Raw genomic sequence first — 21668 nt, 5'->3', positions numbered from 1 at the left:
GTCTGGCTCTCGAACACCGTCGGCTTCTGGAATTTCCTTCCGATCCCGAGTTCGGCGATCCTGGTCTCATCCAGCCGGGTCAGGTCGGTAACGCCGTCGAACAGCACCTCGCCCTCGTCCGGCTTGGTCTTGCCGGTGATGATGTCCATCATCGTGGTCTTGCCGGCGCCGTTCGGGCCGATAATGGCCCGCATCTCGCCGGGCGCCAGCGTCAGCGACAGATTGTTGATGGCGTGAAAGCCGTCGAACGAGACGTGCACGCCGTCAAGATAGAGCAGCGCGGACGTGGCGCGGGAATCCATGACGTTCATCGCTCACTCCGCCATGTTCGGTTCTGAGACGCCGTCTTCGCGCGCGGCGCTGACGGCGTTGGCGCTGGCCGCCATGCGCTGGGCCTTCCACGGCTCCCACCATGCATTGAAGGTGCCGATGATCCCTTTCGGCAGCAACAGCGTCACCAGGATGAACAGCGCGCCGAGCATGAACAGCCAGTACGGCGCCAGCGCGCCCGAGGTGAAGAAGGTTTTTGCGTAATTGACGACGACGGCGCCGAGCGCCGCGCCGATCAGCGTGCCGCGGCCGCCGACCGCGACCCAGATCACCGCCTCGATCGAGTTGCCCGGTGCGAATTCGCTGGGGTTGATGATGCCGACCTGCGGCACATACAGCGCGCCGGCGACGCCGGCCATGCAGGCCGACAGCGTGAACACGAACAGCTTGTAGGATTCGACACGGTAGCCGAGAAACCGCGTGCGGGATTCCGCGTCGCGCACCGCGATCAGCACCTTGCCGAGTTTCGAGGTCACCACCGCGCGGCAGATCAGGAAGGCTATGATCAGCGCCAAACAGGAGAGCGCGAACAGTGCCGCGCGGGTGCCGTCGGCCTGCACGTTGAACCCGAGGATATCCTTGAAATCGGTGAGGCCGTTGTTGCCGCCGAAGCCGAAATCGTTGCGGAAGAAGGCCAGCAGCAGCGCATAGGTCATCGCCTGCGTGATGATCGAGAGATAGACGCCGGTAACGCGGGAGCGGAAAGCCAGCCAGCCGAAGCAGAAGGCCAGAAGGCCCGGCACGAGCAGCACCATCAGTGCCGCGAACCAGAACATGTCAAAGCCGTGCCAGTACCAGGGCAGCTTGGGATAGTTCAGGAACACCATGAAATCGGGCAATATCGGATTGCCGTAGACGCCGCGGCTGCCGATCTGGCGCATCAGGTACATGCCCATCGCGTAGCCGCCGAGCGCGAAGAACGCGCCGTGGCCCAGCGAGAGAATGCCGCAATAGCCCCAGATCAGGTCGATCGCCAGCGCCAGCACGGCGTAGCAGACATATTTGCCCCACAGCGCCACCAGGTAGGTCGGCACCTGCAGGAACGAGCCTGCCGGCAGCAGCAGGTTAGACAGCGGGATCAGCACGCCGCAGGCGGCGACCACGATCAGGAATACGGTTGCGCTGCGATCCAGCGAGCGCGTGAGCACGTGCGGCATCATGCTTCCACCGCCCGCCCCTTGAGCGCGAACAGGCCGCGCGGGCGTTTCTGGATGAACAGGATGATGAGCACCAGAATGGCGATCTTGCCGAGCACGGCGCCGGCCACCGGCTCGAGGAATTTGTTGGCGATGCCGAGCGTGAACGCGCCGACCAGCGTGCCCCAGAGGTTACCGACGCCGCCGAACACCACCACCATGAAGGAGTCGATGATGTAGCTCTGGCCGAGATTGGGACTGACATTGTCGATCTGCGACAACGCGACGCCGGCGATCCCGGCGATGCCGGACCCGAGCCCGAAGGTCAGCGCGTCGACGCGCGAGGTCGCGATCCCCATCGAGGCCGCCATTCGGCGGTTTTGCGTCACCGCGCGCATCTCCAGCCCGAGCGCGGTGTAGCGCAGCATGGCGAGCAGGATCGCGAACACGGCCAGCGTGAAGCAGAGAATCCACAGCCGGTTGTAAGTAATGCTGATCTGGCCGAGATCGAAGGAGCCGCTCATCCAGGAGGGATTGCCGACCTCCTGGTTGGTGGGACCGAACATGGTGCGCACCGCCTGCTGCAGAACCAGCGACAGGCCCCAGGTGGCCAGCAGCGTTTCCAGCGGCCGGCCGTAGAGGAATCGGATGATGGTGCGCTCGATCAGGACGCCGATCGCGCCGGCGACGAGGAAGGCCAGCGGCACGGCGATCAGCAGTGAATAGTCGAACAGCCCGGGAAAACTGGTGCGGATGGTCTGCTGCACCACGAAGGTGACATAGGCGCCGATCATGACCATCTCGCCATGCGCCATGTTGATGACGCCCATCACCCCGAAGGTGATGGCAAGGCCGATGGCCGCGAGCAGCAGCACCGAGCCGAGCGACAGGCCGTACCAGGCGTTCTGCACCGCCGACCATATCGCGAGCCTGTTCTGGATCGCCGTCGTCGCGGCGGCCGCGGCGCGCGCGACCAGTGGCGGCTGCTCGCCGGTCAAGCCGGTGAGCAGCGCCAGCGCTTCCTGATCGCCGCGCGAGCGGATGATGCCGATGGCTTCAAGCTTCTCGGCATCGGTGGCGTCTTCCTTGAACAGCAGGATCGCCGCGCGGGCTTCGGAGAATGCCAGCCTGGCGTCCTTGTTGGTCTCCTTGGCCAGCGCGCTGTCGATCGCCGGAAGCATGGCGTCGTCGTGGGTCTTGAATACCGATTGCGCGGCCTGCACGCGCTTGGCGGGATCCGGCGACTGCAACGTCAGACTGCCGAGCGCGGCCTCGACGTGGCGCCGCAGCTTGTTGTTGAGGCGCACCGAAGCGGCACTGTCGGGAAGGCTGTCGACCGGCGCGCCGGTCAGGGCGTCGATGATCTTGCCATCGGGCTGCTTGACATAAATCTTCTTGGTGTCCGGATCGGCCATCAGCCGATCGTCCTGCAGCGCGCTGACGATGGTGTAGGCGAGCGGATTGCTGCTGGTCGCTAGCGTATCGACGGCTTCTTCCGTATCGGAAAACTCGTCGTTTGCGAATTTGGCGACCGCGTCTTCGAAGGCTCCCGCCATGGCGGGCAGTATCGTCGCGACAATCAAGAACAGGGCGAAGGGGAGCGCGCGGAAATATCTGGAGACCTTGCTAAGCACTGGACGACCCCGGCAGGAGCAACAGGAGGACGGCGGACATCGCCGCCCTCCCTTTTTTGTTGGGACTTTAGGGCTGGATCAGGAGCCCTGACCGCCGCACTTGTTGGTCTTGGTGTTGTAGTTGCCGCACTTCTTGCCGACCCAATCGCCGATCAGGTCCTTGGAGTCGGGCAGTTCCTTCGACCAGGCATCGCCGGCGACCAGGCCGGGCGTCTTCCAGACCACGTCGAACTGGCCATTGCCCTTGATCTCGCCGATGAACACCGGCTTGGTGATGTGGTGGTTGGGAAGCAGTTCGGACACACCGCCGGTCAGGTTCGGTGTCTTGGTGCCGGGCAGCGCGTCGATGACCTTGTCGGCATCGGTCGACTTCGCCTTCTCGACCGCCTTCACCCACATGTTGAAGCCGATATAGGTGGCTTCCATCGGGTCGTTGGTCGTGCGCTTCGGGTTCTTGGTATAGGCCTGCCATTCCTTGATGAACTTCTCGTTGGCCGGCGTCTTGATCGACTCGAAGTAGTTCCAGGCGGCGAGATGGCCGAGCAGCGGCTTGGTGTCGATGCCGGCGAGTTCTTCTTCGCCGACCGAGAAGGCGACGACCGGAATATCGGTGGCCTTGATGCCCTGGTTGCCGAGCTCCTTGTAGAAGGGAACGTTGGCGTCGCCGTTGATGGTCGAAACGACAGCGGTCTTCTTGCCGGCGGAGCCGAACTTCTTGATGTCGGCGACGATGGTCTGCCAGTCGGAGTGACCGAACGGCGTGTAGTTGATCATGATGTCTTCCTGCTTGACGCCCTTCGACTTCAAGTAGGCTTCGAGAATCTTGTTGGTGGTGCGCGGATAGACGTAGTCGGTGCCGGCCAGCACCCAGCGCTTCACCTTTTCTTCCTTCATCAGGTAGTCGACGGCGGGGATCGCCTGCTGGTTCGGCGCCGCACCCGTGTAGAACACGTTGCGCTCGCTCTCCTCGCCCTCATACTGCACGGGGTAGAACAGGATCGAATTCAGCTCCTTGAACACGGGGAGCACGGATTTGCGCGACACCGAGGTCCAGCAGCCGAACACGACCGCGACCTTGTCCTTGGTGATCAGCTCGCGGGCCTTTTCCGCGAACAGCGGCCAGTTCGACGCGGGATCGACGACGACGGCCTCGAGCTTCTTGCCGAGCACGCCGCCCTTCTTGTTCTGCTCATCGATCATGAAAAGCACCGTGTCCTTCAGCGTGGTTTCGCTGATGGCCATCGTGCCGGAAAGGGAGTGAAGGACACCGACCTTGATGGTGTCGTCCGCCGCTTTGGCTGTAGTGAATCCGGCCAAGCCCAAGACCAGCCCGGCGGTTGCCGCGAGCCAGCGACGGCGGCTCAGAGGCGTCGCTATATCGTGAGTGAGTTTAGTAAGCATGAGGTGTCATCTCCCTGACGCAGGCGTTAAACGCTGCGAACGGCCCCACGGCCGCCTGCGTTAAGGGAATCGCAAGAACCATGCCACGGTGTACAACGGCGGTAAGTCCATGCGATCGTTTTTGAATTTGGCGTCGCGCGCCGGGATGACGGCGCGATCCGCCTAATAATTAGACTGAAAAAATGTATGCTTCATCGGCAAACTGTTTCTTTTATAGGCAAATATCGCAATCTGTCTAATTTTCCGGCACCACCTTTATTGCAACGCAGCGCGCCAACAGGCAAGATTCAGGCGTCAGGCGGGTGATTTTGCGACCTTTCTTAACCGCGTGTCCGCTCGACCCAGCGATTGACCTTGAAAGCGCCGCGTTCGTGTTCCATATGAGTACCACGACCCAGGGAATCACCGGGTCATTGCGAGCCGCGTGTTCTGAGCCCGTCCAACGGTTTCTGGCTTGCCCCTTCAGCTAACCAAAACCGACGCCCCAAACACGCGGGTGTCTCTGACACCCCTCGCGCGCTCCTGGCTGATACCGCCGGGCGCCTGCCTTTTATAATGGAAAGAACCCACCTTTTGACCTCCTTTCAGGATTTCGGCCTCGCCGAACCCATTACGCGTGCGCTCAAGGAAGAGAATTACGTCACGCCCACGCCCATCCAGGCTCAAACCATTCCGATCGCTCTCACGGGCCGCGACGTCGTCGGCATCGCCCAGACCGGTACCGGCAAAACCGCAGCCTTTGCGCTTCCCATCCTGCATCGCATTCTCGAAAATCGCATCAAGCCGCAGCCCAAGGCCTGCCGCGTGCTCGTACTCTCCCCGACGCGTGAATTGTCGGGACAGATTCTCGACAGCTTCAACGCCTACGGCCGCCACATGCGCCTGACCTCGGCGCTGGCGATCGGCGGCGTCCCGATGGGACGCCAGGTCCGCTCGATCATGCAGGGCGTCGAAGTGATGGTCGCCACGCCCGGCCGCCTGCTCGATCTCGTGCAAAGCAACGGGCTGAAACTCGGACAGGTCGAGTTCCTCGTGCTCGACGAGGCCGACCGCATGCTCGACATGGGCTTCATCAACGACATCAGGAAGATCGTTTCCAAGCTGCCGGCCAAGCGGCAGACGCTGTTCTTCTCGGCGACGATGCCGAAGGATATCGCCGAACTCGCCGAAGCGATGCTGCGGGATCCGGCGCGCGTCGCCGTCACCCCGGTCGCCTCGACCGTCGAGCGCATCACCCAGCGCATCATCCAGGTCGATCACTCCAACAAGCCTGCCTTTCTGGCGCAGTTGCTGCGCGAGGAGACGGTCGGTCGCGCACTGGTGTTTACCCGCACCAAGCACGGCGCGGACAAGGTGGTGAAGAGCCTGGCCCGGGCCGGCATCACCGCCGACGCCATCCACGGCAACAAGTCGCAGAACCACCGCGAGCGGGTGCTGGCGGCGTTCCGCACCGGCGAGATCCGCACCCTGGTCGCCACCGACATCGCCGCCCGCGGCATCGATGTCGACGGCATCAGCCATGTGGTGAATTTCGATCTTCCCAACGTACCCGAGACCTATGTCCATCGCATCGGCCGCACCGCGCGCGCCGGGGCCGAAGGCATCGCGATCTCGCTGATCGCGGGCGCCGAGGAAATGGGATATCTGCGCGACATCGAAAAGCTGATCCGCATCGCACTGCCGAGGGAAGACCGCCGCACGCCCGGCCATCGCGAGACCGCGCCGGCGCCGGCACAACATCGCGGCGCACGATCCGGGCCGCGCGTGCACGCGGCCAGGGGCAATGAAGCCGCCCCCGGCTCGAAAGGCCCTCGCCGTAACCGCCGTCCTGGTGGTAATAATGGCGCTCCGCAAACCAACCGCCACGAGAACAGCCGGCAAGAGCCGTCACGTTCCTCGGCGCAAGGCAGCGGCAAGGCCGAAGGGATGCAGGGGGTCGCCTTTTTGCATCGCGAAAGCCGTCCGAATACCAAACCCAACCGTACCCAACGACCGCGCTGATCGTCGATCGATCTGGAGACAACCATGGCTAAGGAAGAGCTGATCCAGTTCGAAGGACTGGTGACCGAAATCCTCCCCGACGCACGCTACCGCGTGCAGCTCGATGCAGGACACGAGATCGTGGCCTACACCGCAGGCAAGATGAAGAAGAACCGGATCAAGACGCTGGCAGGCGATCGGGTGACGATCGAGATGTCGCCGTATGACCTTGAAAAAGGCCGGCTCATCTTCCGTCACAAGGACGAACGTCCGGGCACCGGCGGTCCGCGTGGTGCACCGCCGCGCGGCCAGTTCCGCCGCAGGTAAGCGCCAGGGCCCTGGTTCTGATTGCATCAGAACCAGGGCCCTATTCGTTTGTTTTGACCCGTTTTCTTTACGCGAGGCGGTACCGCTTCGCTTGAAAACGCTGCGCTTCCGACGCGGTTTCTCGACGCGAACCGGCACCCACTTCGCCCGAAACGCTAACTTTTTAGACGCATTTTCTTAGCGCCAAACGGCAGCTCGCCGCCATCCGCGTGCGGGGCAGGCTTCGCCCGAAAACGCCAAGCAAGACCGCGCATGGCAAAATCGTGTCGATGCGTGGGCAGCAGCTTCCGGCTGCAAATCCGGCGCGAACAAAAAATCGTGCACGTCAGGATTGTTTTGGAGGCTATTTTGGAATAATATGACTTATCGATTTTCGGCCGGACGACATTAGCTATCCACCGGTACAGCCGGTTTAGACGCTGACGACCCTTCCAAAAATTCGATCTCACCAGCCCGTCGAGAGCGGGCTTCTAGTATATCTATCTTGAGAAGGGACTATCCCGTGAGCATGGGAACCGTGAAGTGGTTTAACGCGACCAAGGGCTTCGGCTTCATTCAACCGGACGACGGTGGCAACGACGTGTTCGTGCACATCAGCGCCGTAGAGCGCGCCGGCCTCGGCACACTGCGTGAAGGCCAGAAGATCTCCTACGAAATCGTGGCAGATCGCCGCTCTGGCAAGTCTTCGGCCGACAATCTGCGCGCTGCCGGCTAGGCGAATTTCGAAAGCTTGCGCTGCGAAATTCTTATCCGAAATAGAGAGGCCGCGCTCGTGCGCGGCCTTTTGATTTGAACGCGGCAGCGTTCGCGAATTCGGTCACAGCGTCGGACAGGCGGGCCAGACACCCGAAGGCGGCGTCGGATAAATCACACAGCTCGTCTGACGCGGTCGCGTATAGGCGCTATCCTTGAGAGTGACCCCGGCCTTTGCCATCACATAGCCGACCGTCGGCGTGTAGAGATAATTGACTTCACTGAAGATCAGATACTGGCCCGCAATCACCTTGCCCGTCGAATCCTTCGCGATGAGATTCGACGGAACGGCAACCACACTGCTTGTCGAGCGGGGCGACGATCCCTTGCTCCACTGGACCCGGGCGTTGGACGTCGTAGGGTCGATCCACAGTTCGGTGATCGTGGTATTCAGTGGCGTTGGCACATAGGGCGTCAGCATTGCCTTGCCCGTCGTCGTAAAATTCGTGAGGTCGGCATCGCTCACCGAGATCGATTGCGACGTCAGGTCGGCCAGCGTTCGCGCCACCAGCGTCACCTTGCGATCGACCGCCACCCCCGATGAAAACTCAAGCGTGCCGAAGAACATCACCAGCATCAGCGGCACAATCACGGCGAACTCGGTCGCCGCGATGCCGCTGCAATCATGGACCAGATCGGCAAATAAACGGCGCGTGCGACGCGATATCTTCTGCATCGGGGTGACCATCAATAGGGCTCGACGTGAAAGGCGGTCGTGGCAGCCAGAAGCCTCTTGCTGTTACTGCTGCCACGACCGATATTTGCAATGTTGTAGCCGAGGCCGGTGACGAATAGCGGCCATTGATAGAAGCCGCGGACCACGACGGTCGCCGAACTGTTCTTTGGCGGCAGCTGAAACACAAGATTGGTGTTATCGTAATTTCCGGAACCGTCGATCGGGTCGGTGATCGTGATCGGTGTGCCCGAGGGATAGAACTTTACATCCACATCAAGGGGGCAACTCAACAGCACCTTAACGCTGTTGCAGAGATCCTGTTTGAACGCCGCTTCTTCCTGCAGCAGGGTCAATCCGCTGTCTTGCAATTGATGCGTATAGAGCTGTCGACTGCTGTCCTGGATACCGCTCTCAAGGATCTGGCTCGCAAAAAACACCAGCGATGTTTCGATGATCGCAAACAGCAGGGCGAAGAAGATTGGCGCTACCATCGCGAATTCGACGGCGGCCGAACCCCGCCGGCTGCGGCGGAACCGGCGCAATTTGTTTCGCAACGAGGCTGCTGAAGCGGCGGGCGACATCGATTGATCCTTGAGGCGAACAGCGGCGAGCTGCCCGTAAGGATTACCCCAAAGTCATTGTTGAATTGTTTCGGCCTACCCGAGCAGTGCGGCCCGTTGTCTTAACGCCGGCTTAACCATGTTGTGGGCTGGCCGGCGAAAATCGATTCGCGGGACCGAATGCGGACCGGTCGCTGCGGCGCGCCGGCGCCGCCGCCTAAACGAGCCGTCCGGGTTAGTTGGTCTTGCCCGCCGTTGCGGCGCCGCTGGCCTGGCTGGAGAGCGAACCGGCCTGATCCATCGCCGCCCTGAAATACAGTTCGCCGTCGCCGAGCGTGACCCGCCGCTGGCAGATCGGCATGCAGCTATAGGACTCGCGGTCGACCCCGCGGTAGATCGTGACCAGCTGGTCGGTGGGGCCTTCGACCTGGATGACGCGGTCCACCAGGACCTCGCCGGTGCGGTCCATGGCAATGAAATTGGTGGCGCCGTAGCCCTTGCCGGTCACCACGAGAATTCCGCCGGTCTGCAGCGTAACGTCGGCAATCAGCGGGTTTCCGACCACGATGGTGGCAACGCGGGTGGGGAGTTTGATGAGTTTGGCCTGATCGACATTGACCGAGATGGCGTCCGCGGTGGGCTCCGCCATCACCACAGCCGGCCACAGCAGCATCCCGATCGCGAGCGACCGAAATCCGAACGACGCGCGCGCGCGCCTGCGAAGGGAACTGAACGACATACTCTACCCCGGGACGTTGACATGCCGGCTAAAGCGATACGCAGCGGAACCGGCGCCCGACAGCGTCAATCTAGCCGTCAATGTGTGAACGATCCGCAAACGGCGCGGATAAAGCTTGAAGGGCCTAGAGTTGCCGGAACGGATAGACCAGTTGCCCGGCAATCTCGGACGGGATGGCCGGCTCGTCCTTGCCGTAGCTCTCGGGAAGCGCGTTTTCCGGCATCCGGAAGGTGCCGAACAAGAGATCCCAGACCGGAAAGGTCCCGGCGAAGTTCGTGTTGCCGCCCTCTCCCAGCGCGGTGTGATGCCAGCGGTGGAACACCGGCGTCGCCAGCACGTATTTGAACGGGCCAAGGGTCCAGTTGAGATTGGCGTGAACGAAAGCCGAATGGAAGGTCGTGAACGGCCCGACCCAGAGCATGATGTTCGGCGAGATCCCGGCCATCAGCAGGATGACGTCGACCATGATGGTGCCGAGGAACAGATTGACCGGGTGAAAGCGCGCCGCGGAAATCCAGTCGAGCTCTTCCGAAGAATGATGGATCGCGTGGTATTTCCAGAATCCGCCGCCGTGAAACATGCGGTGCAGCCAGTACAGCATGAAATCCGACAGCACCAGGAACAGCACCGCCTGGAACCAGAGCGGCAACTCGGACAGCGGCCCGTGGCCATTGTCGTAAAACGCGATCAGCCCGTCGGCGTCGTAAATATTGAAGACCACGCCGGCGCCGAGCACCAGGAACCCGATCCGCAATACCCGCGCGAATAACGGCACGAAGAACCAGTAACAGAGGTCGGTGACCAGTTCGCGCTTGCGCCACCAGGGCGCAGCGGAATTGCAGGCCCAGAAATGGGTGAGCACCGAAAATACCAGCGCCAGCCCGATCGTGATCGGCACCACCTTGACGATCGTCCCGCCGAGCATTTCGACGACTTCGAGCGGGAGATTGGACATGGCCGCCTCATCTGATCAGGGACTTTACGGGTACCGCTCAGCGCTTAAGGAGCGGTGAATCGCGCCGGTCGTCTCGCTCGCTATAACGCTATAATAGGGGCGAACGAAACCCGCACAGCATTATAACAAAACCTTTAATCCGAAATTTACCGTGCTCAATAACTGGCCGATGCACCCAGGTTTACGCGAGCGAATTAACTGCGCCGCAAGTTCCCGACCGTAGGGTGACGCATGGTCACGGTGCTGAGAACGCCGGCGAGACCAAACCTTAGTTCGACCAGCCACGTGTACACATGGAGTTATCTATGAAGAACCTGATTGCGCGTTTCGTGAAGGACCAGTCCGGCGCCACCGCCATCGAATACGGCCTCATCGCCGCCGGCATTTCGCTCGCGATCATCGCCGTCGTCAACGGCCTCGGCACCAACCTGAACGCCAAGTTCACCTCGATCAACACCTCGCTGAAGTAAGCGAGCGGATTGACGATCGGCAAAGGCCCTGGGCAGTCCGGGGCCTTTGTTGTTTCCGCTGTAAGTTGGTGGCGTAGATGCGTATACCCGATACCGCCGCGGCCGCGGCAAGCAAGACCTCGGTGGCGGCAGGCCGGCGGGAGGCCGCGCCCACGGAACTCGTCTGCCTCGCGCTGGCGCTGGCGGTTGTCGTGCTCGCGATCCGGATCGCCAGTATCTGGTGAGGCCTTCGAGTCCGCTGAACGCTGCAGCCGTTTCCCGATTGTTCATTTCTCGCCGCTAGGCTTTCGGCGATGCTTCGACCTCGCGTCAGCCACACGGGTCCGATAAACCCATGATCCTCGACATCGCCCGCCTTCTGCTGTTTCCCGCCTTGATGGCGTTCGCCGCCGCGAGCGATCTTTTCACCATGACGATTTCGAACCGGGTGTCGCTGGCGCTGGCGGCGGGCTTCCTGGTGCTCGGGCTGCTCGGCGGCATGGCGCCTTACGATATGCTGATGCATGTCGGCGCGGGCGCGGCCGTGCTCGTGGTGGGCTTTGGCTGTTTCGCCATGGGCTGGATGGGCGGCGGGGATGCCAAGGTGGCTGCCGCGGCCGCGCTCTGGTTCGGCTTTGGCCATCTCCTGAACTATCTGGTCTACGCCTCGCTGTTCGGCGGCGCCCTGACGCTGTTGCTGCTGCAGTTCCGGCAATGGCCGCTGCCCTACGCATTCGCAGGCCAACCCTGGCTCCTCAGGCTGCACGCCAAGGACAGCGGCATTCCCTACGGCATCGCGCTCGCGATCGGCGCGCTGATGGTCTACCCGGAGACGGATTGGATCAAGGCGGTCGACCTCGCCCGCTTCGCGCTTGGCTGACCGCGCCGGATAAACCCGGCGTTAAGTTGATTTAGATACGCCTCATTAACCATGCTTTGACGAATAGCTGGTCAACTCCCATCACGGCGACGGAAGCGTCGCGCGCGTCTTGTGGAAAGTGAAGCGTAATGAATAGGGCACGCATTGTCGTCCTGACCATCGCTGTCGGTGCCGGCGGCGTCGCCGCATATCTTGCCAGCGGGTCCGACGAGAAGCCTCCGCCGACTGCGCCGGCAGCGCAGTTGCAAACCATCGACGTTCTGGTTGCCAAGTCCGACATCGGCCTTGGCCAGACGGTCACGCCTGCGGACATGATCTGGCAGACCTGGCCGACGGCGAGCGCGAGCAACACCTTCATTCGCCGCAACGAACGCCCCGACGCGACCACCCAGATCGCCGGTTCGATCGCGCGCGCCCCCTTTATCGCGGGCGAACCGATCCGGGAGCCCAAGCTGGTCAAGGGCAACGGCTCCGGCTTCATGGCGGCGATCCTGCCCAGCGGCATGCGCGCCATCTCGACCGAAATCTCGCCGGAAACCGGCGCCGGCGGCTTCATTCTGCCCAACGACCGCGTTGACGTCATTCTTTCGAAACGCGAGAAGAATCCGGCCCTTCCGGGCTCGCCTGACGCCGTCAACTCGGAAATCATCCTGTCGAATATCCGCGTTCTCGCGATCGACCAGGCGCCGAAGGAAAAAGACGGCCAGAACAACGTGGTCGGCAAGACCGTCACGCTCGAGCTGAAACCCGAGCAGGCGGAGACGCTGGCCCGCGCGCGCCAGAGCGGCACCCTGCAACTGGCGCTGCGCAGCATCGCCGACATCAACATGGCCGAGAACACCGACGACCAGCCTTCGAGGAAGCGGGGCGAAACCATCAACGTGGTTCGCTACGGCGTCTCTAGCGCGACGACGACACAGAAGTGACCGAAAGGACGCACGATATGAAATGCGGGGGAATTCAGCCAGCGACGCGGTCCTTTCTGGCTCGCGCCCTGTCGATTTCAGCCGTCACGGCGCTCACGCTCAATCCGGCGCTGACGCCTGTGGTGGCGAGCGACTATCGCGTGGCAGCACCCGTCGTCGCCGACGGCCAGATGAATGCGCGCTTTCTTCCGCTCGGCATCGGCAAATCGATCGTGATCGACCTGCCGCGCGACATCAAGGATGTGCTGGTCGCCGATCCCAAGATCGCCAACGCCGTGGTCCGCTCCGCGCAACGCGCCTACATCATCGGCGCCGCGGTCGGCCAGACCAACATCGTATTCTTCGATTCCGCGGGCCAGCAGATCGCCGCCTACGACATCGCGGTCAAGCGCGACCTCAACGGCGTGCGCGCCGCACTGAAGCAGACGCTGCCCAGTGCCGATATCCAGGTTGAAGGCCTCGGCGACGGCGTGATCCTGACCGGCTCGGCAGCCAGCCCGGTCGAGGCGCAGCAGGCCGGCGATCTGGCGGCGCGTCTGGCGGGCGGCGCCGACAAGGTCGTCAACTCGATCACGGTCCGCGGCCGCGATCAGGTGATGCTGAAGGTCACTGTCGCCGAGGTCCAGCGCTCGATCATCAAGCAGATGGGCATCGACCTCAGCGCCAACCTGACCTACGGCACGGCGGTCGTGAATTTCAACAACAGCACCCCGTTCACCGCGAACAACGGCCCGCTCGTCCCCACCAACCAGTTGAAGACATCGTTCGGCACGGCGCCGTCGGTCCAGGCCACGCTGCGCGCGATGGAGAGCGCGGGCGTGATTCGGACATTGGCGGAGCCGAACCTGACGGCGATCTCCGGCGAGTCGGCGACCTTTATCTCGGGCGGCGAATTTCCAATTCCGACCGGCGTGACCTGCCAGACGTCGAGCTCGGGCACGATTGGAAATTGCGTCCAGACGGTCAGTTTCAAGAAATTCGGTATCTCGCTCAACTTCACGCCGGTGGTGCTGACCGAAGGACGGATCAGCCTGAGAGTGATGACCGAAGTGTCCGAAGTCTCGCTCGAAAATGCCTTGACCGGCGGCCAGGGTGGAACGTCGATTCCTTCGATCAAAACACGCCGCGCGGAGACCACGCTGGAAATTCCCTCGGGCGGCGCGATGGCGATGGCCGGCCTGATCCAGAATCAGACCAAACAGGCGATCAACGGTCTGCCGGGACTGACGCAATTGCCGATTCTCGGGGCGCTGTTCCGCAGCCGGGATTACGTCAACAACCAGACCGAGCTGATGGTGCTGGTGACGCCCTATATCGTGCGCGCGGTGGCACAGAAGGACCTGTCGCGTCCGGATGACGGTTTCGCCAGCGCGTCGGACCCGCAGGCCGATCTGCTCGGCAGCATCAATCGCATCTACGGCGCTCCAGGCCGCGTCGAGCCGGCGCGGAATTATCGCGGCACCTATGGCTTTATCACCGATTGAGGCGGGACGAGGATAATACGATGACAACCCAGATAACCCTCGATCGCAAGCGCGCGCTGCGCATTGCCGGCACGCTACGCGTCGCCGGAGCGCTTGTCGGCCTTGCCGTGGCGCTCGGAGCCTGCACGCATACCGATGAGGCGGTGACGGCGGCAAGCTATCCCGACGATTATCGCATGCGCCATCCGATCGCCATACAGGAAGCCGATCAGTCGATCGTCATCTTTGTCGGTCATGCGCGGGGCGGCCTTTCCGCTTCCCAGCGCGCCGATGTGATGGGGCTGGCGCAGACCTGGCTCCACGAAGCCACCGGCGCGATCAATGCCGATGTACCAGTCGACACGCCCAACGCGCGCGCGGCCGCGGACGCGGTGCGGGAAATCCAGTCCCTGCTCGCCGCCGCCGGCGTGCCGGCGCGCGGGCTTGTCGTGCGCCGTTATCATCCCGACGATCCGCGCCAGTTGGCGGCGATCCGGCTGAGCTATCCGAAAATCTCGGCGGTCGCCGGCCCCTGCGGCATTTGGCCGGAGGATCTCGGGCCCTCGATCAAGAACAAGAGCTACTTCGAAAACAAGCAGTATTACAATTTCGGCTGCGCCTATCAGCGCAACATGGCGGCGATGGTCGACAATCCGTCGGACCTCGAGCAGCCGCGGACTGAAACGCCACCCTACACGGCGCGGCGCACCGCCGCGTTCGAGAAGTATCGCAAGGGTGCCCCGACCGCGATCGCCTATCCAGAGGCCGAGAAGGCCAAACTCAGCGACACAGGCAAATGATCAACTACGCACGCCAGAATCCCGAAGAGCAGCCGGACGGCACGTCGCCGCCGGCGGAAGATCATATTGCGCCCGCGCCGCGTGTCTCCGTGCAGGCCTTCTGCGAGACGGTGGAAACCGCCGCCGCCGTGCAGTCGGCGGGCGAAGACCGCCGCCTCGGCAAGGCGCATCTCAAGATCCAGATGGGCGGCATGGCCGCCGCCATCGAGGCCTATCGCACCGCGCCGACGCCTAACGTGATCATTCTGGAAACCGAAGGCCGCACCGATATCCTGACCGGGCTCGACCAGCTCGCCACCGTGTGCGACGCGGGAACCCGCGTCATCGTGATCGGCCGCGTCAACGACGTCATGCTCTATCGCGAACTGGTGCGCCGCGGCGTCAGCGACTACGTGCTTGCGCCGGTCAACACGCTGGACGTGGTGCGCTCGATCTGCGGGCTGTTCTCGGCGCCGGAAGCCAAGGCCGTTGGCCGGATCATCGCCATCGTCGGCGCCAAGGGCGGCGTCGGCGCGTCCACCATCGCGCATAACGTGGCCTGGGCGATCGCGCGCGATCTCGCGCTGGATTCCGTCGTCGCCGATCTCGACCTCGCGTTCGGCACCGCCGGCCTCGACTACAATCAGGATCCCGTGCAAGGCATCGCAGATGCGGTCTTCTCGCCCGATCGTGTCGATACCGCGTTCATCGACCGCCTGCTGTCGAAATGCACCGACCATCTCAGCCTGCTTGCCGCTCCGGCGACGCTTGACCGGGTCTATGACTTCGGCGCCGAAGCGTTCGATTCGATTTTCGACACGCTGCGCACCACCATGCCCTGTATCGTGCTCGACGTTCCGCACCAGTGGTCGGGGTGGACCAAGCGCGCTCTGGTGAGCGCCGACGATATTCTGATCGTCGCGGCGCCGGACCTCGCCAACCTGCGCAACACCAAGAATATCTTCGACCTCCTGAAGGCATCGCGGCCCAACGACCGCATGCCGCTATATTGCCTCAACCAGGTCGGCGTGCCGAAGCGGCCGGAAATCAACGCGAGCGAGTTCGCCAAGGCCATTGAGAGCGAACCGATCGCATCCATCCCGTTCGAGCCGCAAATGTTCGGCTCGGCGGCCAACAACGGCCAGATGATCGCGGAAATCTCCGCCAATCACCGCACCACCGAAATGTTCCTGCAGATCGCGCAACGGCTGACAGGCCGCGGCGAGACCAAGAAGCCACGGGCGTCGTTCCTGTCACCCCTGATCGAGAAGCTGCGGGCCAGGTAAGCCGCCCGCGTGGAGTAACGTCGTGTTTGGTAAGCGTAGCGGACCTGATATCGAATCCCGGGCGGTCAAGCCCGCCTCCGGCGCGCAGGAACCAGCCTCCGGCGCGGCGCCGGCCGTTCCGCGCAGCGCGCCGCCTCCGCCGACCGTGTCCTCCCCGCCGCTCTCGCCGGCAAAACCGGCTGCGCCCCCCGTCGTCGAAAGCCGGCGCTCGGACAATTATTACCAGGTCAAGGCGACCATCTTCGGCGCCCTGATCGAGGCGATCGACCTCGCCCAGCTCGCCAAGCTCGACGGCGAGTCAGCGCGTGAGGAAATCCGCGACATCGTCAACGAGATCATCGCGATCAAGAACATCGTGATGTCGATCGCCGAGCAGGAAGAACTGCTTGACGACATCTGCAACGACGTTCTCGGATATGGTCCGCTGGAACCGCTGTTGTCGCGCGACGACATCTCCGACATCATGGTCAACGGCGCAGGCACGGTGTACATCGAAGTCGCGGGCCGCATCCAGCGCACCGGGATCCGTTTCCGCGACAACCAGCAATTGCTGAATATCTGTCAGCGCATCGTCAGCCAGGTCGGCAGGCGCGTCGACGAATCCTCGCCGATCTGCGACGCGCGCCTCGCCGACGGCTCGCGCGTCAACGCCATCGTGCCGCCGCTGGCGCTCGACGGCCCGGCGCTCACGATCCGCAAGTTCAAGAAGGACAAGCTGACGCTGGACCAGTTGGTCAAGTTCGGCGCGATCTCGCCGGAAGGCGCGGAGATCCTGCAGATCATCGGGCGCTGCCGGGCCAACGTGCTGATTTCCGGCGGCACCGGCTCCGGCAAGACGACGCTCCTGAACTGCATGACCAACTACATCGACGACGAGGAACGCATCATCACCTGCGAAGACGCCGCCGAACTGCAGCTGCAGCAGCCGCATGTGGTACGACTGGAAACCCGTCCGCCCAACATCGAGGGCGAGGGCCAGATCACCATGCGCGAACTGGTCCGGAACTGCCTGCGTATGCGCCCCGAGCGCATCATCGTCGGCGAAGTCCGCGGACCGGAAGCGTTCGACCTGCTGCAGGCCATGAACACCGGTCACGACGGATCGATGGGAACGCTGCACGCCAACAATCCGCGCGAAGCGTTGTCACGTTGCGAATCGATGATCACGATGGGCGGGTTTTCACTTCCTTCGCGGACCATTCGCGAGATGATCTGCGCCTCGATCGACGTCATCATCCAGGCCGCCCGCCTGCGCGACGGTTCCCGCCGCATCACCCACATCACCGAGGTGATGGGCATGGAAGGCGACACCATCATTACCCAGGATCTGTTCCTCTACGACCTGGTCGGCGAGGACGCCAACGGGCATCTCATCGGCCGGCATCGCTCGACCGGCATCGGCCGGCCGCGGTTTTGGGATCGCGCCCGGTATTACGGCGAAGAGAAGCGGCTGGCCGCGGCGCTCGACGCCGCCGAAGTCAAGTCAGAAGTCTAGAGGAGCGTGTCATGAAAATTCAAGCGCTCGCACTCGCCTTCCTCGCCGCCACCGCGATCGGCGGCATCGCCTGGGTATTTATCTATCCCATGCTGTCGGGGGAGAGGAAGGCCGAGAGCCGCCGGGCGTCGGTGGCGAAGTCCGAACCGGTCGCCGCCCGGACCGCCGACAAGAGCCAGCGTTCGCGCCGCGAGCAGGTCGAGTCGTCGCTGAAGGAGCTTGAGGCGCGCCGGCTGAAGGAAAGCAAGGTGAGCCTGAGCACCCGTCTGATGCAGGCGGGGCTCGACTGGTCGACCCAGAAATTCATGATCGTCTCGGGCGTTCTCGCGGCGGCCTGCTTTGTGGCCGCCATTCTGGGCGGGGGTGGGCTGCTTGCGGCCGCGGGCCTCGCCTTCGCCGGCGGCTTCGGCCTGCCGCGCTGGGGTTTGAGCTATCTGAAGAAGCGCCGGGAAAAGAACTTTCTCAAGGCGCTGCCGGACGCCGTCGACGTGATCGTTCGCGGCATCAAGGCGGGCCTGCCGCTGTTCGAATCGATCAAGGTCGTCGCCGCCGATTCACCGGAGCCGCTGCGAGGCGAGTTCCTGGCCATCATCGAGACCCAGGCGATCGGCATGCCGCTCGGCGACGCGTGCGCGCGCCTTTTCGAGCGGATGCCGGTACCCGAGGCAAACTTCTTCGGAATCGTCATCGCGATCCAGCAGAAGTCCGGCGGCAACCTGTCGGAGGCGCTCGGCAACCTGTCCAAGGTGCTGCGCGACCGCAAGAAGATGGCCGAGAAGATTCAGGCCATGTCGATGGAGGCCAAGGCGTCGGCGGGCATCATCGGCTCCTTGCCGCCGATCGTCATGCTCCTGGTTTACCTCTCGACACCCGGATATATCTCGCTGCTGTGGACCCATCCGACCGGTCAGCTGATGCTGGTCGGCTGCGTGATCTGGATGTCCGTCGGCATCTTCGTAATGAAAAGAATGATCAACTTCGACTTCTGACGGTGCCGCATGATTCAGTTTCTGGTCGACAAGATCCACGACGCGCGCTTCATGGCGATGCTGCTTGCCGCCATCGCGGTGAGCGCGACGGCATACACCCTGATCATGCCGCTGTTCGCGGGCGAAGGCCTGCAAAAACGCATGAAGGCGGTCGCCAACGAACGCGAGCGTATCCGGCAACGGGAACGCGACCGCATCAACAAGACCGACAAGGTATCGCTGCGCCAGACGCCGAAGCAGCTGGTCTCCAAGGTGGTGGAAGACTTCAACCTGGGAAAATGGCTGGCGCAGGAGGCCGCGCGCGAGAAGCTCACGATGGCCGGCTACCGCGGCCAGGCGCCCTACATCACCTTCCTGTTCTTCCGGCTGGTGACGCCGATCGTGCTGTTCCTGGCGTCGATCCTGTATGTCTTCGTGATCTCGCACATGGAATATTCGCTGCCGATCAAGGTCGGCATGTGCATCGCGACCGCCTATCTCGGATTGCAGGCGCCGATGCTGTTCCTGAAGAACGCGATCAGCAAGCGCCAGCTCTCCATCAGGCGGGCCTTTCCCGACGCGCTCGACCTGCTGTTGATCTGCATCGAGGCCGGCATGTCGATCGAAGTCGCGTTCCGCAAGGTCTCTACCGAAATCGTGGGCCAGTCGATCGCGCTGTCCGAGGAATTCACGCTGACCACGGCCGAGCTGTCCTACCTGCAGGACCGCAAGGTCGCTTACGAGAATCTGGCGAAGCGCACCGGGCTTGACGGCGTCAAATCGGTCTGCCTGGCCTTGCAGCAGTCGGAGCGCTACGGCACGCCGCTCGGGCAGAGTCTGCGCGTCATGGCGCAGGAAAATCGCGACATGCGCATGAACGAGGCCGAGAAGAAGGCGGCGGCGCTGCCGCCGAAACTGACCGTGCCGATGATCCTGTTCTTCCTGCCCGTGCTGTTCGTCGTCATCCTCGGGCCAACCTTCATCAAGGTCGCGGCGATGCAGTGACCGCGGACGGCCGGGTGACGGCTGTCGGCCCGGCAAGAGCAGGCGGCGATCGGTTTGAAAGCCGACATCGCCCGGCTTGACCGGTCGACCCTTAGATATCGGCGATTACCGGATCCACAATGGGGCCTGTCATCGGACGGCGCGCAGCGCCGACCCGGCGCGAAATGCGCTCAGGCGTTGGTCTCAAGACTGTCTTGATTGCTCGCCCGGATCAATTCGGCCGATTGGCGGACGCCACCGGAATCGTCGCGGGCGCCCCGATGCGCGGACCGTCCTTGCGGCTCAGCATCTCCTTCAGATAGGCGACGTTCGCAGCCGCCTCGTCGGCGGGCAGATCGGCCTTGACGATGGTTTCGGCCTCGGCAAAGCGGCCCTGCAGGCCGACCACGAGGCCCAGATTCTGCCGCACCCGCGCGTCCGCCTTGCGGCCGGCGTAAGCCCGGCGAAGAATCTCTTCCGCCTTCGGCAGATCCTTGGAAAGCACATAGGACAGGCCGAGGTTCGACAATACCGACGGCTCCTCGGGCACGATCTTCAGGGCGCTGGCGTAATAGTTGCGGGCTTCGTCATGCCGGCCGAGTTGGTCGAGCGCGGCGCCCTGCACCGACAGGATGCGCCAGTCGGGATTTTCGGGCGAGTGGGCGCGGCTGAGCACGTCGAACGCCTGCTGGAAATTGCCGTTATCGGCAAGCGCGCGGCCCCAGCCGGCGAGCAGCGCCTTGTTGCCGGGACTGGCGATGGTGGCCTGTTCGAACACGGCGACGGCCTGGGCGCGCTGCCCGGTGGCGCGCAGCGCCTGGCCATAGGCCAAGGCTGCGTCGGGATCCTTGGGGTTGGCGCGATAGCGTTCGCCGTAGACGTCCACCGCGCGCCGCGGATCGGCATCTGGCGCAGGCTCGGCCTTGGATGTGATCGATCCCGTGACGTCGGACATGGTCTGGCAGCCGCCGAGGCCGGCGGCCAAAATCGCCGCCATGGCCACGGACGCAAGAAGCCGGGCAAGAATGGACTGCTGACGCATGCACGTAACTCACGGTATCAGGCGAATTGATCGAGCCGAACGCGTCAGCAATAGACTGTTAACCCTAACGTCGGGTTAATGGCCGCCCGCCGGCAAAGCAGCGGCCGGGATGCGGCCGCCGGCCGTCCCCCATGAGGCGGAATTTTGAATCGGCAAATGCGGGGCGGACGCGCGCAGGGGCCGTCCCGGCGCGGCTGTTCAGCCGTCAATATTCGACGGCCAGGCGCTTCCTGATTTCATCGACCCGCTTGTCGAGCGCATCGAAGCGGGCATGAAGGCTTCGATCCTGCAGGTAGAAAATATAGCCAAGGCCCAAGAATCCGAAAAGCCAGTGGTGACTTTCCACATAGACGAACACCTGCTCGATCGCGTGACCGACAGAAGCGACAATACCCCACAAAGCGTCCATCGCATCCCCCGTCCAGAGAACATGACATTGTGATGTTGGAAGACCGGCATCGGATCGGTACAGGCTATCACGATCGTCCACCGCCGTGTAGTGGATGCGGGGGTTGAACGCGAAGGACGTCCTCGATGCTACGAAATCTCGCCGGTGGATTGGCGCTCACAGCCTTGCTGTTGTCGGCCACGGCCGCCTTGTCGGCGCCGGTGCATGGCAAGCGGCATGTGGCGCGGCACTGGCACGGTTACGGCTTCCTGCCCGGCTACCGCTCGCCCGAGCAGATCGAAGATGACGAGGCGCGACATCCCAACCGGGTCTGGTGGTACGGCGGCCCGCGCTTCTATCGCGGACGCTGGAACGGCGGCGGTTTCGGCCCGTGCTGGACCCAGACGCCGATCGGGAATGTGTGGAACTGCGGCCGATAGCGAAACGCAGGCGGAACCCTGCGGCGCTTAAGCGCCTTGCGAAGAAGCAGGGCTGCCGAGGCAAATGCGATCGCAAG

At 63.1% G+C, this 21668-nt stretch carries 24 protein-coding genes; 14 read left to right on the top strand and 10 right to left on the bottom strand.

Annotated elements, in window-relative coordinates:
* The 4 genes from QZ213_RS02240 to urtA all read right to left on the bottom strand — a co-directional run.
* The coding region (locus QZ213_RS02240) for an ATP-binding cassette domain-containing protein (protein WP_291684410.1) at positions 1-311 on the bottom strand (311 nt) is incomplete at its 3' end.
* A gap of 3 nt (positions 312-314) precedes the next feature.
* Complete coding sequence (gene urtC, locus QZ213_RS02235; RefSeq protein WP_291684409.1) at positions 315-1490, bottom strand: urea ABC transporter permease subunit UrtC; 1176 nt, start codon at positions 1488-1490, stop codon at positions 315-317.
* The gene (urtB, locus tag QZ213_RS02230) at positions 1487-3022 is read right to left on the bottom strand and encodes an urea ABC transporter permease subunit UrtB (RefSeq protein WP_291684408.1); all 1536 of its coding nucleotides are present in this window, start codon (positions 3020-3022) and stop codon (positions 1487-1489) included. The genes urtC and urtB overlap by 4 nt, the downstream gene beginning before the upstream one ends.
* 156 nt (positions 3023-3178) lie before the next feature.
* Entirely contained in the window at positions 3179-4501 is a 1323-nt protein-coding gene (gene urtA, locus QZ213_RS02225) for an urea ABC transporter substrate-binding protein (RefSeq protein ID WP_291684407.1), read from the bottom strand.
* A 555-nt stretch (positions 4502-5056) separates the two neighbouring features.
* On the opposite strand from urtA, the gene QZ213_RS02220 reads away from it, so the two are divergent.
* From QZ213_RS02220 to QZ213_RS02210, 3 genes are all read left to right on the top strand, one after another.
* The gene (locus QZ213_RS02220; RefSeq protein ID WP_291684406.1) at positions 5057-6502 is read left to right on the top strand and encodes a DEAD/DEAH box helicase; all 1446 of its coding nucleotides are present in this window, start codon (positions 5057-5059) and stop codon (positions 6500-6502) included.
* Positions 6503-6526: 24 nt separating this feature from the next.
* Positions 6527-6808, top strand: coding sequence for a translation initiation factor IF-1 (gene infA, locus QZ213_RS02215; protein WP_291684405.1), 282 nt, complete (start codon positions 6527-6529; stop codon positions 6806-6808).
* Between the two features lie 502 nt (positions 6809-7310).
* Positions 7311-7523, top strand: coding sequence for a cold-shock protein (locus QZ213_RS02210; RefSeq protein ID WP_011474122.1), 213 nt, complete (start codon positions 7311-7313; stop codon positions 7521-7523).
* A 102-nt stretch (positions 7524-7625) separates the two neighbouring features.
* Here the strand turns inward: QZ213_RS02210 and QZ213_RS02205 are convergent, their stop codons facing one another.
* From QZ213_RS02205 to QZ213_RS02190, 4 genes are all read right to left on the bottom strand, one after another.
* Positions 7626-8237, bottom strand: coding sequence for a TadE/TadG family type IV pilus assembly protein (locus QZ213_RS02205; protein ID WP_291684415.1), 612 nt, complete (start codon positions 8235-8237; stop codon positions 7626-7628).
* A gap of 11 nt (positions 8238-8248) precedes the next feature.
* On the bottom strand, positions 8249-8818 hold the full coding sequence (locus QZ213_RS02200; RefSeq protein ID WP_291684404.1) for a TadE/TadG family type IV pilus assembly protein: 570 nt from the start codon (positions 8816-8818) through the stop codon (positions 8249-8251).
* Positions 8819-9032: 214 nt separating this feature from the next.
* The gene (locus QZ213_RS02195; RefSeq protein ID WP_291684414.1) at positions 9033-9470 is read right to left on the bottom strand and encodes a pilus assembly protein N-terminal domain-containing protein; all 438 of its coding nucleotides are present in this window, start codon (positions 9468-9470) and stop codon (positions 9033-9035) included.
* A gap of 190 nt (positions 9471-9660) precedes the next feature.
* Positions 9661-10491 carry a sterol desaturase family protein gene (locus QZ213_RS02190; protein WP_291684403.1) on the bottom strand — a complete coding sequence of 277 codons (831 nt, stop codon included), beginning with the start codon at positions 10489-10491 and terminating at the stop codon, positions 9661-9663.
* A 305-nt stretch (positions 10492-10796) separates the two neighbouring features.
* Between QZ213_RS02190 and QZ213_RS02185 the strand changes: the two genes are divergently transcribed.
* From QZ213_RS02185 to QZ213_RS02140, 10 genes are all read left to right on the top strand, one after another.
* Positions 10797-10961, top strand: coding sequence for a Flp family type IVb pilin (locus QZ213_RS02185; RefSeq protein ID WP_291684402.1), 165 nt, complete (start codon positions 10797-10799; stop codon positions 10959-10961).
* A gap of 77 nt (positions 10962-11038) precedes the next feature.
* The gene (locus tag QZ213_RS02180) at positions 11039-11185 is read left to right on the top strand and encodes a hypothetical protein (RefSeq protein ID WP_291684401.1); all 147 of its coding nucleotides are present in this window, start codon (positions 11039-11041) and stop codon (positions 11183-11185) included.
* 110 nt (positions 11186-11295) lie between these two features.
* Positions 11296-11820 carry a prepilin peptidase gene (locus tag QZ213_RS02175; protein WP_291684400.1) on the top strand — a complete coding sequence of 175 codons (525 nt, stop codon included), beginning with the start codon at positions 11296-11298 and terminating at the stop codon, positions 11818-11820.
* A 128-nt stretch (positions 11821-11948) separates the two neighbouring features.
* Positions 11949-12746 (top strand): Flp pilus assembly protein CpaB, encoded by a 798-nt coding sequence (cpaB, locus tag QZ213_RS02170; protein WP_291684399.1) that lies wholly within the window; start codon positions 11949-11951, stop codon positions 12744-12746.
* Positions 12747-12763: 17 nt separating this feature from the next.
* Positions 12764-14230, top strand: a complete 1467-nt coding sequence (locus QZ213_RS02165; RefSeq protein WP_291684413.1) for a type II and III secretion system protein family protein — start codon at positions 12764-12766, stop codon at positions 14228-14230.
* 20 nt (positions 14231-14250) lie between these two features.
* A complete protein-coding gene (locus QZ213_RS02160) occupies positions 14251-15009 on the top strand; it encodes a CpaD family pilus assembly protein (protein ID WP_291684398.1) in 759 nt (252 codons plus the stop codon).
* Positions 15006-16274, top strand: a complete 1269-nt coding sequence (locus tag QZ213_RS02155) for an AAA family ATPase (RefSeq protein ID WP_291684397.1) — start codon at positions 15006-15008, stop codon at positions 16272-16274. Before QZ213_RS02160 ends, QZ213_RS02155 begins: the two co-directional genes overlap by 4 nt.
* Positions 16275-16296: 22 nt before the next feature.
* The gene (locus tag QZ213_RS02150) at positions 16297-17769 is read left to right on the top strand and encodes a CpaF family protein (RefSeq protein WP_291684396.1); all 1473 of its coding nucleotides are present in this window, start codon (positions 16297-16299) and stop codon (positions 17767-17769) included.
* Between the two features lie 11 nt (positions 17770-17780).
* Positions 17781-18758, top strand: coding sequence for a type II secretion system F family protein (locus tag QZ213_RS02145; RefSeq protein WP_291684395.1), 978 nt, complete (start codon positions 17781-17783; stop codon positions 18756-18758).
* A gap of 9 nt (positions 18759-18767) precedes the next feature.
* Positions 18768-19742, top strand: coding sequence for a type II secretion system F family protein (locus QZ213_RS02140; protein WP_291684394.1), 975 nt, complete (start codon positions 18768-18770; stop codon positions 19740-19742).
* Between the two features lie 211 nt (positions 19743-19953).
* Here the strand turns inward: QZ213_RS02140 and QZ213_RS02135 are convergent, their stop codons facing one another.
* Together QZ213_RS02135 and QZ213_RS02130 are read right to left on the bottom strand one after the other, a co-directional pair.
* Positions 19954-20763, bottom strand: a complete 810-nt coding sequence (locus QZ213_RS02135) for a tetratricopeptide repeat protein (RefSeq protein ID WP_291684393.1) — start codon at positions 20761-20763, stop codon at positions 19954-19956.
* A gap of 205 nt (positions 20764-20968) precedes the next feature.
* On the bottom strand, positions 20969-21172 hold the full coding sequence (locus tag QZ213_RS02130) for a hypothetical protein (RefSeq protein ID WP_291684392.1): 204 nt from the start codon (positions 21170-21172) through the stop codon (positions 20969-20971).
* A 125-nt stretch (positions 21173-21297) separates the two neighbouring features.
* Here QZ213_RS02130 and QZ213_RS02125 point away from each other — a divergent pair, with 125 nt between their 5' ends.
* Entirely contained in the window at positions 21298-21591 is a 294-nt protein-coding gene (locus tag QZ213_RS02125) for a hypothetical protein (protein WP_291684391.1), read from the top strand.
* Positions 21592-21668: the final 77 nt, after the last annotated feature.

This window comes from Bradyrhizobium sp. (genome assembly GCF_017881085.1).
Classification (GTDB): Bacteria; Pseudomonadota; Alphaproteobacteria; order Rhizobiales; family Xanthobacteraceae; genus Bradyrhizobium.
Note: the sequence above shows the minus strand (reverse complement) of the source record. Positions and strands in the feature narration are given on the sequence as shown.